Source organism: Paenibacillus sp. BIC5C1 (assembly GCF_032399705.1).
In the GTDB taxonomy this organism is placed as follows: Bacteria; Bacillota; Bacilli; order Paenibacillales; family Paenibacillaceae; genus Paenibacillus; species Paenibacillus taichungensis_A.
In genome coordinates this window covers 6,377,678-6,391,017 of record NZ_CP135922.1, presented here as the reverse complement: position 1 = coordinate 6,391,017, position 13,340 = coordinate 6,377,678, and the positions used below count along the sequence as shown (strand labels likewise).

Annotated in this window: 7 protein-coding genes; all 7 read left to right on the top strand. The window is 40.6% G+C overall.

Going from position 1 to position 13,340, the window contains the following annotated elements; genetic code table 11:
* Positions 1-53: 53 nt before the first annotated feature.
* The 7 genes from RS891_RS28720 (at position 54) to RS891_RS28690 (ending at position 13,128) form a co-directional block, all read left to right on the top strand.
* Positions 54-1,181 carry a glycosyltransferase family 4 protein gene (locus RS891_RS28720; RefSeq protein WP_053782860.1) on the top strand — a complete coding sequence of 376 codons (1,128 nt, stop codon included), beginning with the start codon at positions 54-56 and terminating at the stop codon, positions 1,179-1,181.
* 163 nt (positions 1,182-1,344) lie between these two features.
* A complete protein-coding gene (locus RS891_RS28715) occupies positions 1,345-5,289 on the top strand; it encodes an S-layer homology domain-containing protein (RefSeq protein ID WP_315793816.1) in 3,945 nt (1,314 codons plus the stop codon).
* Between the two features lie 205 nt (positions 5,290-5,494).
* Positions 5,495-5,836: a hypothetical protein gene (locus RS891_RS28710; RefSeq protein ID WP_315793815.1), complete on the top strand. Its 342-nt coding sequence runs from the start codon at positions 5,495-5,497 to the stop codon at positions 5,834-5,836.
* Between the two features lie 518 nt (positions 5,837-6,354).
* Positions 6,355-9,309, top strand: coding sequence for an S-layer homology domain-containing protein (locus tag RS891_RS28705; protein ID WP_315793814.1), 2,955 nt, complete (start codon positions 6,355-6,357; stop codon positions 9,307-9,309).
* 193 nt (positions 9,310-9,502) lie between these two features.
* Positions 9,503-12,055, top strand: coding sequence for a DUF4352 domain-containing protein (locus RS891_RS28700; RefSeq protein WP_315793813.1), 2,553 nt, complete (start codon positions 9,503-9,505; stop codon positions 12,053-12,055).
* A 105-nt stretch (positions 12,056-12,160) separates the two neighbouring features.
* Entirely contained in the window at positions 12,161-12,718 is a 558-nt protein-coding gene (locus RS891_RS28695) for a hypothetical protein (protein ID WP_315793812.1), read from the top strand.
* A 137-nt stretch (positions 12,719-12,855) separates the two neighbouring features.
* The gene (locus tag RS891_RS28690; protein WP_053782866.1) at positions 12,856-13,128 is read left to right on the top strand and encodes an alpha/beta-type small acid-soluble spore protein; all 273 of its coding nucleotides are present in this window, start codon (positions 12,856-12,858) and stop codon (positions 13,126-13,128) included.
* Positions 13,129-13,340: the final 212 nt, after the last annotated feature.

Genomic DNA, 13,340 nt, shown 5'->3' with positions numbered 1-13,340 from the left:
TCAGGGGATTTATAATTTCTTACAGGTATTATAATTGGGGGTCGAATGTTCAAATGGTAGCGATCTTTATCATTGGATTTATCGTGTCAATGGGACTGGCTCTTGCCTTGACACCACTTGTCAAAAAGTTCGCAGTCAGAATCGGAGCAATGGATACGCCGAATGCTCGTAAAGTGCACACTCGGATTATGCCACGTCTTGGTGGTCTAGGGATTTTCCTGGCCTTTGTCATTACGGTTGCTGCACTGCTTCCTTTTGTGTCAGCATGGTTTACGACAAGAGATATGAGCTTTGTCAGTGCTTTTCTGATTGGTGGATCGATCATCGTACTGATTGGTGCATTGGATGACCGTTTTGAGCTGTCAGCCAAAGTGAAACTGCTCGGACAAATTGTTGCTGCTGCAGTAGTCGTATTCGGATTCAACATCCGTGTAGACTTCGTCAATATTCCTTTTCAGGATGCGTACTCCTCACTGGAAGCTTGGGTGTCCATTCCGCTGACGATTCTCTGGATTGTTGGTGTAACAAATGCGATTAACCTGATTGATGGTCTGGATGGTCTGGCTGCTGGTGTATCTGGTATCGCCATTGGTACCATTGCCGTGATGTCCTTCCTGATGGGTAACATGATGATTGCCTTGATGTGTCTTGTACTGCTTGGTAGTATTGTTGGATTTTTGTTCTTCAACTTTCACCCAGCCAAGATCTTCATGGGGGATACGGGATCTCTATTCCTTGGTTTCTCTCTGGCAATGCTGTCCATGCTTGGATTCAAACAAATTGCTGTCGTGTCCTTCATTACACCGTTGATCATTATCGGTGTGCCGCTCTCGGATACCTTCTTCGCGATCATTCGTCGTGCGGTACAACGGAAACCGATTTTCTCACCGGATAAAGGTCACTTGCATCACTGCTTGCGTGAACTTGGATTCAGTCACCGTCAGACAGTGCTGATCATCTACGGTATTGCCGCTTTCTTCGGTGTACTGGCGATTATCCAATCTTCCGCTGCGATGTTCGAAGCCAACTGGGTGACGTTCGTCGTGATCTGTATCATGATGTTCTTCCTCCAAGTCGGAGCAGAAGTCATCGGACTTGTTAGCAAAACCAGAAGGCCGGTCATTAACTTCCTGATGCGTATGCGCGTCAAGTTGAACCCGGAGACCCGCTCGAAATCCTAAATAGAAACGCTCGTTTACTGATCTTATTGAATATTCTTTCAACCCAAACCTTGTCCTTCATGGACAAGGTTTTTTGTTTATTTTGCTGTTTTTACTAAATAATTGGAACCTTTCGGCCGATATATAACGGTAACTGACTTAAAAAGAGGAGAGATGATACGTAATGCAACAAAAGAAACGGCCGTTGGTATGGATCATGTTGGTCGCTATGGTGTTCTCATTGTTCCCACAAGGTCTGTTTAAGCAGAACACAGCGAATGCAGCAGACGATCTTCAATCTATAGCTACTTATTTCATTCCGGATATAGCTAACCTAAGTAAAACTTCAGGGTTATCTTTGACAACATCTGGTACAACGCTCAGTCGTGACAATGTTTATAAAACAACAAATCCAACAATTAGCATTACAGGTACATATTCTTATGTATCCAAAGACACAATGAGTGTTAAAATTGAACAACTTAACTCGGTATCAAAAGGTTCCACAGTCTGGGAAACGGACAGTACACACTTTACAACGGGTACTGTAACGGCAAGTACATCTTCATCCAATAAGTTTGAAGCCAACAATCTCACGTTATTCTCAGGGTTTAATAAAATCACGCTTTACGGGAATCAAGGAAGTGTTGAAAGATCGGATACATTTTATGTATTGTACGATAAAGTTCCTTACGTAGAAAGTTTGAAAATTTTCTCTGGTTCTAATTCATACAATCTAAATGAGGGAGCACAGACTGTAGTAACGACGAAGGCTGTTTCCATGCAGGGAGCTGTCCAGAACGCAACTAAAGTAACTGTCGCAGTTAACGGTGAAACTGCTCTCCTGACCTCCTTACTTGAAGACGGGAAGTTCTTTACGCCTCAAATGAATCTAAATCCGGGATTGAATTCCCTTAAATTTGTGATTAGTAACGCATCGGATTCCATCACGATTGAACGAAATGTCTATTATTACGATGCAGAGCAGCCTTTTAGTAAACTCGAAATCGTGCATGGGGGTAATAACTACTCCATTATCGATAATAAGCCGACGCTAACATCTGCATCGGGCGGGAAGCAGGGAAGCTTCTCGGTTCAAATGTTGCTTCCTTATACTGCAAGTACCAGTTCTTTTGATTCAGTTGGTACTGTTAGTGTGAACAACGTTGATAAATCCACGACTTTGACTAAGACAACTGAACCGGAAGTAATTATTCCAGGATCAGATGGCGTCACGCCAATGTACCGTTTAGTGACATTTACAACGTCTGCATATGACTTCCGTACAGTTAATAGCGATGGTACTGGCGATACTCAGACAGAACAAAGAGCATCTCTTACAGTGACCTATGGTACATTTACTGCAACTTATTCAGGCAATTTTAAATATTTACCTGGAGAAAAAGTCATCAAGAACATGTACTATCTTCCAGACTATAATGGCACGGTTGTGTCCAAAGTTGCATTGAACGGAGCTCAAGTTGAAGAATCTGAATTTTACATTATGGTAGAGGCTGATACAGATCTGACCCAAGGTACTGATGTGCTCGAAGGGGCGTATCTACCACTTGCCACCAAAAAACTGAGCATGACAGTTCAAAGTACTAATGGAAAGACGCAGGTTTGGAAAGTTAGTGGTTTTGCAACCGGTCAGCAACAGGTTAAGTTTAATTTTACGAACGCAAGCTCTTCATATAATGCAAGTATCTCATATTCATCCAAGAATTATATTTATGTATCCAACTTATATGATGGACAAACCTATACATTTAATTCTAATACGGACTCCAATAGATTGGACGTTATTGGTCAGTATATTGGTTTTGAAGGTTTTGCTGACGATCCACAATTCAATGCACAAGTTTTCGTCAATGGAGTTGATCAGCATCCTGGAGCAGATTGGTCCACGTGGATGGAAGTTGAAACAAACAGTGACAAGAAGAAAGTAGGTGTGTTTAAACTCAAATTTGATATTGATCGTAAAGGTCCGGTAGTATATGGTGAAAATACAATCGTATTGACAGGTACTTCCTCCGATGCGGGAGGCAATCTGATTGAGATTCGTAAAGAACTGCGGATATATATTATTGACTCTAATGTTTCCAATATCGATGCCTTTATGCCGGTGCTGATTCCGAATGATGCGCGCCAGCTCTTTACCCACGATGAGGTATCAGAGTATACCAAAACGGAACTGTCTAATATTTTCTCAGTTACACCAGAATTTGCATATCGAACGGATAAATATGTAACCAGTGAAGAAAAGTACGATTTGGTCCTTCGCGGTGGTGGAGCCCAGACAATTAATTTGAAATTCGGGTCTGACGTGATGTTTACCAGTAGTAATTTCCCTGATATGCATAAGAGCGACACGGCTGTAAGATACTCGAATACATTTACCTTTAATGGGAAAAGTTATAATTTTGACTATGCCGGTGACCAGGATGAGTTCATTCTCCGGATTAAAGATATTGAATTTGATGCCCCTGGAAGCCATGTATACACGGTTGAACTAATTAACAGTACAGGAGCCAGATCAACACAACGACTGGAAATTCTGAGAGAGGCATCGTCCTATCGAATTTTGGCTCCACAGCCAACTGTAGGCGACCAAATCGTTGTAAATAAAAACTTTATTCGTTTCGATATCGAGGCGGAAGGAGCTACGCAAGTTCTCATTGATAAGCAACCAGCAACTCGTCGTTCAGATATCGAAGATCGTTTCGTATACGACTATGTAGGTCTTAAAGCAAACAAAACAAACGCCATAAAGATTCAGGTTATTCGTGATGGTGGGACAATTAATGACACAATCAATGTCTATTATACGGGTACAGTGACCATTGATAGTCAGTACATGGCACCAACTGTGAGCACAAAATATAGCGTGTTTAATAAAGAACTGGAATTGTCCTTCCCAAAAGGGACATTGCTACAGTCTGCTACACAAGTGGGTAACGGGGTAACCAAGTTTTATCCAGACAACAAGCTGCTGTTTGGAATCGCTGATCCCAAAGATGGCGTTGTTGAGCGCAGAAATGATTATGGTAACATCATTAACGTTAACACCGATGGACGAAGTGAGAACGGGGAAAGTACAATTATTATCCCGGACAATCTGGTTTTATATTTCAACTCGACGTTAAATACCAGCAACTTTACGCTCGTATCTGATATTTATTGGATTAATGGTGGAATAGGTGAGCAAGGAAATAAGGGAGACAATGGCTACAAAGCTGGTACTAATGGATTGCCACCATATTATTTGGATCAGTTGTATTTCACCCAGATTCCAGCAGAACGCAAATTGGTCCCATCCAACCGCGGAACGCTTAAATTGAATTATGATTCAACGATTGTAGATGAAGTTGGGTCTACAATATCCGTATTTAAATACACTGACAAAGGTGTTTGGCAAAATATTGGTGGTGAAGTGGATACGAAAAAACATACCATCACTGTACCTTTCGACGAGTTCGGATATTATAAAGTTATGAAATTGAGCAAGAGCTACACCGATATTACAAACCATCCATGGGGACGTAATTTGTTGAATGCACTTTACTCTAAAGGGATTATGAATAATCTTCGTTACAATGAGTTTGGTTCAGATGATCAAACAACACGTGGAGAGTTCGCTACTTTACTCGTTAAAGGTCTTAGTCTGCCGTTGAACTACGATAACAATCAAACGTTCTATGACATTGTGCCATCATCAGTGTCGACAACATGGGATTATGCTTCCATTGAGACGGCTGCTCGTGCAGGTATTGTCCAGGGTCTTAGTGATGGCTTCTTTGGAGCTGATCAACGCGTAACTCGGGAGCAGGCAGCAGTTATGATCGCCCGAGCTATGAGTCTGAAGCTCTCAGCCAATAATAGTAAACTGTCAGCTAGCTTGGCTAAATCATTTACGGATTCTACGGTAATTGACTATTATGCTCGTCCTGCCATTGAGGCAGTAAGCAAGCAGAAGATCATGGAGGGGAATCCAGTAACTGTTGCAGGCTCCAGCAAGCAACTTTATCAGTTTAACCCCAAAGGAAACTTGACCCGCGCTGAAGCGGCAAAAATTGCTGTAGAGTTATTGAAAAAGAGTACTAAGCTATTTCCTAAAAACTTGAGTTAATTAATGTAAGAACAACTGAGCATTATTGGAAGGACCTGTCCCTTGTGATAAAGGGTCGGGTCTTTTTGTAACTGTAAATCAGCTGTATAAATCACATTTATAATAGAAGAAATATTTATTTTACCAATAACTATTTTTGTAATTCACTAGAGTTTAAGATACAATAGCGGTAAATACACAATGATCTAGAGGGTGAAGTTAGCTAATGAAACCGATTTATTCGAAAGCCCAGCTGGGCTACATGAAAGCAAAGACACAGTTCGAGAAACAAGCAGTCATTCTGGAGAAGAAAATAGAAGATACACGTAAAACACAGGAAGTTTCCCAAGAAGTGATGGAAGGGCTTGTACAGGCGACTGGCTTCCATGATGCGTATAACAATTTGGTTTTGGCTGAGAATGACTTGATTGAATGGTCTCACACCACGATGAAGCATGAAAAGACGTACCGGGAAAATAGACAACCTATTGATGACATGTATCTAAGATTGAACAGTGATCCGAATATGCGTTCTCAAATTATTGATCTTGCGATGAAAATTCGCTAAGGCATAGAAACGAAACTTTACGAAAGGCATTCCATATGGAATGCCTTTTATTTATATTTTACATTTAGAAGAATTTGTCGCTTCATGGAGCGGGTTTGCGGGTATAAATAAACGTCCCCTTTCATTCATACACCATATAATTTCACGCAGCTTGCTTTATCTCTATTGAATTTATGGTTTTGAACATCAAATTACCCGCACTGTATCAATACATAAATAAGTTCAAAACTTTTTTTGAGGAATCCGCAACTTTTTGAAATCTGCTGCGTTTAAGATGTAGAGTCAAAAACATTGGGCCTCTTACCAAGAATGACCTCGTGAAGAATCTTGTCTATTTATTAGAAAAAATTGCTTTACGGCGAGAGTAACCCATTGTATAATACGTTAGGTAGGATTAGGAAACTACTCTATTTTCGTATGGTTCTATTATTATGATTGTTTACAAGTTTCTGTGATATGCTCACAGACATCATTTATATTAACTTGCTCAGGACTCTGGAAAGGGGGTGCAACAATATATGAGGAACACGAGCGAAACTATTAAAGAAAATTCCCATGTTATGAACGCCCAAGGAGGAGAAAAAAAGGTTATGAAGAAAATTTTATCCGTAGCATTGTCTACAGCAATGGCATTCTCGATGTTTGCATCTGTAGCATTCGGTGATACAGCAGTTTCACCACAACAACAGTTTGATGCATTGAAAGCAAAAGGTGTTTTCACTGGTTACCCAGATGGAACAGCTGGTTTGGACAAAGAGATGACTCGCGCTGAGTTCGCAAAAGTTATCACTAAATTGCTTGGTCTGAAAGAAATTACTGGTGTTTATTCTTACAACGATAAAAACTACAATGCTAAAAACTGGGCTGCTCCTTACATTGAAGCAGTAACAGCTGCAGGCATTATGGAAGGTAAAAACGTTGAGAAGAAAATCTTCGACTTCAACGGTAAAGTAACTATCGAAGAAATGGCGAAAGTTCTGACAATCGCTTTGGATCTCGAAGTTCCAACTGAAACTAACAACTCAGCAACAGCTTGGGCTAAAGGTTATGTTCAAGCAGCTATCAACGCTGGTCTGCTTGATTCCAGCTTGAACTTCCAATCCAATGCTTCCCGTCAATTGCTTGTAGGCGCTGCTTACGCAATTGATCAAGAGCAAAGCTTGAAAGTTGCTTCTTACGATGTAACTGAAGCTGGTAAAGTTGTTACTTTCAAAATGAGTGACGGCGAATCCGTTAAAGTGACTTTGGATAAAGCTCTCGAAGCCAACAAAGAAACTGAAGTGAAATTTACTTACAAAGATAAATCTTTCACTGAAAAAGTAACTTACAAAACAACTGTAGCTCAAGCAGTTCAATCTGTTAAAGCTGGAAACCTGAAACAAGTTGTTGTAACATTTGACGGTACTGTTGATGAAACTACAGCTACTGAAGTAAGTAACTACACGATTGCTAACAAAACAATTGATAGTGCTACATTGTCTGATGACAAAACTTCTGTAACTTTGCTTTTGGCGGACGGTAGTGCTTTGAATTCTCAAAGAGCAACTGACCTCAAAATTGCTAACGTTAAAAATGCTGACGCTACTAAAACTTTCTCACAAACAGTAAGCTTTACTCCAGCTGATGTTACAATTCCAACTGTTGAATCTGTAACTGCCCTGGGAACTAAAGCAATTAAAATTAAATTCAGTGAGCCAGTTGATAGAAGTCAAGCTGCTGTTTCTGGTAACTACCGTGTAGATGGCAATGTTGTTGCAGCTTCTGTAAGCTACAGCTATCCAGATACAGTAATCTTGACAACTAACCTGACTGAAGGCGAACACACGTTGACAGTAAGTAAAGTTCAAGATTTCTCTGGTCTGACAATCGTTCCTGTTGATAACAAATTCACAGCAACTGTTGATACTGCAGCTCCAGAAGTAACATCTGTAACTTCTACGGATCTGAAAAAAGTAGTAGTGACATTCAATGAGCCAGTTAAAAATGTAACTAGCGCTTATGCTAATACTACTTCCAACTCTGCAAGCATCTCTGTTTCTGACAACAAAGTGACTCTGACGTTCGCTAACAACCTGAACTTGTCTGAGAATGCAATTACACTTAAAGGTGTAAGAGATTACAGCGATAATTCTGCTGATCGTACAACTACAGTAACACCAACTTTGGATACTACTCGTCCAACAGTTGTATCCACAGGCTTTGCTCAAGATGCTAATGGTAACTACATTGCAACATTGAAATTCAGCAAAGACGTATCCAGAACTTCTGCCGAAACACGTTCTAACTACGTTCTAACTGATAAAGATGGTAAGATTGCTAGCATTACTGGAATCAACACTTACGGATATCCTACTGGTGCTATTGAGTACAACAGCACTAATAAAACAGTTAGTGTGAACCTTGGTAAATCCATTGGTGATGATACGTACACTCTGACTGTATCTGGTATTCAAGATACTTCAACAATTGCAAACACACTGTTGCCGTACGCTCTTGTAGTAAATGGCGCTGAAGCAAGAGTTGGTAAAATTGATCGCTCTTGGATTGCTAATGGATATGTGTATGTAGAGTACAACACTAACGTTGCAACTAGTGGTACAGGAAGCGCTTTGGAGCCTGAAAAATACACAGTTGGTGGCACAGCAATCACTACCTACGCTTCTGATGTAGAGTTGGTTTCTGCTAATACTGTTCGTATTTCTCTTGACAACAAACCATCCAGTCTTACTGTAAATAATGGTTCAATTCTGACAGCAAGCTACATTGCTAATGCTGATGGAGAATATATTACTGAAGGTGGATCTTACCAGTTGAGATCGACAATTGGTACTTCTTCTGTAGCAGCAACTTCCGCTTATGCAACTAGCAGAACTTCTGTAACAATTGAATTTAACGCTGCGATCTCCTTTGTAAATCCTACTGGATTCACTGTAGATGGCAAAAAACCAAGCAACTACAGCTTGAGCAACGATCGTAAAACGTTGACACTTACGTTCTCCGATGCCAACAAACTTGCTGCTGATTTCACTGGAGCAATCAATGTAGAAGCAGGTGCAGCACAGGATACATTTGGTAACAATGTAACTGTTGGAGTAACAGTTAAAGACCAAATTAAACCTGAGGTTGATGAAGCTTCTGCTGCATTCTCAGCAACACAAGCAACTTATCTTTATGTTACAGCAAGTGAAGATCTGCAAATTAACAGTGACTTGGTAACTCAAGCAGCTGTTAAGAGATTGTTCACTGTAACAGTTAATGACACTAAAACTACAGACTTTACTGTAGGTGTTGATACTGTTAACCCTAATAAACTGTACATCAAATTTGATGTTGCACCAGCAGCTACTGATTATGTTTCCGTATCTTTCAACGGATCTAACAATGCTGGTTCCAAAGCAATCACAGATAAATCTGCTGATAAAAACGCTTTGACTACTTTCGATGTATCTGATCTCGTTTCTAACCTGAAATAATATTATTATTTCAACCTAAAGACCTCCCTTGGGAGGTCTTTTTTATTCATTCAAAATAGTATCATTATTGTTATACATATTCTGGAATTATGCTATAAAATAAAGATAACGATGCAACTAAGATGTTCATTTTAACGTTTAATGAGTAAAGTGATTTCAAATTTACTGTCTATTTTTTATATTGGAGGTTCTTGTGAATAAAAAATTGAAGAAATTCATAGTCGTAGGTGCTGTATTGGGTATGACTCATACTTTATGGATTGACGATCTTCAGATTGTTAGAGCTGCAGCTTCTTCTAATAAGACAGCTCAAGCTCAAAAAGCTGTTAAAACGTTGGCTAATCTTCCGGCTGTTAAACTATCAACCAAAATTAATGTCAAAATTACTGATGTAAACGTGTTAACACAAGACGAAGGCAAGCTTATTACGTATACCCTCACATACACTAACAATGAGAAAAAAAGTTTGCAGTTAGTTGATTACTGGACAAAGGTGCGAAGTAAGGGAGGAACGATCTATACTTCCAAATTGCTGACGCAAGATGCAGAGAAAAAGAGTGTTGCTGCTGGCTCTACCTTATCCGTTACATATGTGACGACTGTCGGAAAAAACGTACAGCTCAGCAATCTGAATTTCGAAATTGTAAAATGGGACTTCAGCAAGCCAAATTATGAAAGCATTCTGGGAAAAATCAATATTCCTGCCTCGTACACGGTGGCTACCCCAGTGAATACAGTCAAAAAGGTACGGATTAATGATATTCCAATAAAAATAAAAGTTCAGGGTTTACAGACATTCTCTGCCTCAGACACATCCAATTATGCAAGTGTGAAAATTAATCTGCATAACGTTGGCTATAAGGGATTGGAAAATCCGAACGTGAAGTGGGTTCTGAGAACAAAAGGTGGTAGCAGCTACCCACTTACTCTGAATTCGAACGATACAACGTACAGCTTACAGCCTCAAGAGTCCAAAAGCATAAACTATATAACAACTGTTCCCAAGAAGGTAAAGCTGGATGGGGCTGAGCTTATTATGGTTCAAGAAAATGAAGCTGAGAAATCGGTTATTCCACTCGCGACCATGCAAACGCCAAAATCAAATTCGCTGCAAAATACAGAAATTAAGGTTGGCAAGGTCCATACAATAACGCTCGATGACAATAAAGGCAAGATGGCTACGAGTGTGGGAGACGTCAGTGTAAGTCAGACTCATGGCAATAATTACTATACCGTTAACTTCAAATTTAAAAACACAGGCTCACGGGAAGTTTTAGTACCTAAATATGAATTCTCCGTTCAAAACAAAAAAGGGAATGATTATCCGTTGTCTACCAAGGCACTGGATAATTTAAAGTTGAAACCGGATGAAGAGCGGTTAGTTCGTCTGACATTTAGTTTGCCTTACGATGAAGCAGATGGAACACTGAAATTGGTTATGAATACACCAAAAGCTGAGGGTGCAGAGGGTACGGAAAGCAAAGAGATTAAATTCTCCTATCCTGCTGGAACATACATCCTGCCCAAAGCCAACTCCATGCAGCAGTCCATTGGTACAGAGAGCACACTTCAGATTGAGAATGGAACATTGGGTGTAACATGGAATTCTGTTCAGCGTCTTCCTTGGGATAACGCTGATGTCCTGTCAGCAAGAGTAACTTTACGTAATATATCTACGAATACAATTAAGCTTCCTGAGCTAAAAGGGATGTTATCAATAGATTCAGCAGATATACCAAATACTCAGCTGCTCGTAAGTCAAAATTCTGCTTTATTGGGACCAGGGATGTCGGTCGATATACATTTATTAACTTCACTTCCTACCAATTTGGATGTAGCTCAATTACAAGTGGCATTGTCTGAAGTAGTAGGTGAAAATTCATCTGAATTGATTAGACTTACACACATTGGACAGCTCCCGCAGGTTCCTCAAGTAGTGTTGGGAACTAAATATGCATTGAATACACCTGGAAAGAAATCTGAACTTCAAGTGAAAAGAACACTGATCTATCCAGGAACGTCTTCCGATATTGTATACACGGAGCTTCAGGTGAAAAATATTGAGGATCGGCAAATTGATCTAGCCAAATTAACAGGATATTACGAATCCAAAAATGGTGAGTATTACAAAACAACAGTTAAACAGATTGATTATCCAGCAGGGCCTAGTGATTCTGCATTAGTAACTATGTGGTCCAAGATTCCGAGGAAAACGGTTGTCTCCGATATGAGGTTATTGATTGGTGAGACCGTGAGTGGGGAGAACACAGGGAAAGAGGCTACTGGTACTGGTGCCGGATATGTAGATGCAGCTTCATTCGAGCTTAAACCTGATCAGGAGTCCACATTAAGCACAATTAAAAATCTTGCAATCTATCCTTACTCGCTTCAAACGAGAGACTTTAAAGCTTCTCTTAGTGGTGGATCAACGGTGAACCTCTCATGGAATTATGATGCTGCACGAAATAATGAGTTGAACTTGCCAGAAAGTGAGCACAAACTTATTGTGCAAGTGATTGAACCTACTGGAAAGGTATTCGATAAAGAGATTGTATTGGACAAAGATTTGAAAGAAGGTAACAACCAATTTTTGAATTGGGCGATTCAAGATGTTGTTTTTGAAGATCGACGTAGTGGTGCTTATAGCATTGCTATATATGATGAGTTCCAGGGTCAACGGATCAAGCTGGCAACACAGGCAATGGGTTTTGTTCCAGCTGTCGGCAATCTACCAGGTGCAGAATGAGTCATAGATTAAGCATCGTTGTGAAATCTTTCTATTAAAGATATGATAGAGAATGACGACAATTATATTTAGATTATCTTTATAGAAAGGAAGGTATACTAATTAATGAAACCTTATATGAAAGTATCCCTGGCTGCGTTGGCCATTGGTGTTGGCGTGTGGGTTGGGTCTGTATACAGCAATACGGCAATTGGTGCAGGTACAAGCCAACCGGGAACAGCAGATGATCCGGTAGTGACGAAGAGTTATGTGGATCAGCAAATACAAAAGGCTATGGGGGGAAGCGCGAACACGGGGTCTGGAAGTACATCAGGTAGTAACAGTGGATCTACAGGAACTGGCAGCACGGGTGGAGACACAACGCTTCCTCCATTGGTCTCTGGAGCCTCTGATGCCGTTGAGATTGTGACTGTGAAGCCTGGTCAACAGCTTATCGGTACATCTGGCGCGGAGTTCATCGTGCGTAGCGGTAAAGCTGTGATCGTCAGTGAAGGTACGAATGGTGTAGCTGATCTGACGGACGGGGTTGATTTGACGAATGGTCAGACAGCACCGACCAATCACTTGCTCTCTTTTCCAAGAGATGGACGGGGTATAACGGTATTGGATGGTAACAAGTACAGCTTGACTGTCATGGTACGTGGTGGATATTCTCTGAAATAGGATGAGCACTTATCAGACTTTTTATTCATTTCATTTGTTCAGATTAACCAGTTCTAACAATCATTAATACGGCTAGCCAGCCCTGTTCCTGCTCACTCTATAACTGTACACAACCAATAACCGGAGGTGCAGGAATCATGGCTAGAAGCAATCGCAAAGTGGTACCCGAAAGTCGTCAGATGCTGGATCAAATGAAGTATGAAATTGCCGCTGAATTTGGTCTGAATGTGGGATATGGCGGTCGAGGTCTTGCTGGTGCAGATACTGAATTTGGTTCTGAACTGGGTGAGGTAAGTGATCACTCCTATGGTCAGTATAAAGGCTGGGGCCATCTGACTTCCCGTGAGAATGGATCGGTCGGCGGAGAGATTACAAAAAGGCTGATTCGCCAGGCACAGCAGCACTTATAGGGTGTTTTCCTTATCCCAATCCGTTTGACACGTCTTGACAAATACGTTAAGATGGCAGTTGAGGTACGCAACCTTTTCCGCTAGGGAAAGGTTGATTTTTTGTTGAGGCCATTACCTGAAAAATCCTTATCTTCGTAACTGCGGACCCTGCGTCCTTATTCCGCCCGGAAAGCTTTCGAGGGTACAGTGAACGAATCAACGTAAATGTTTTG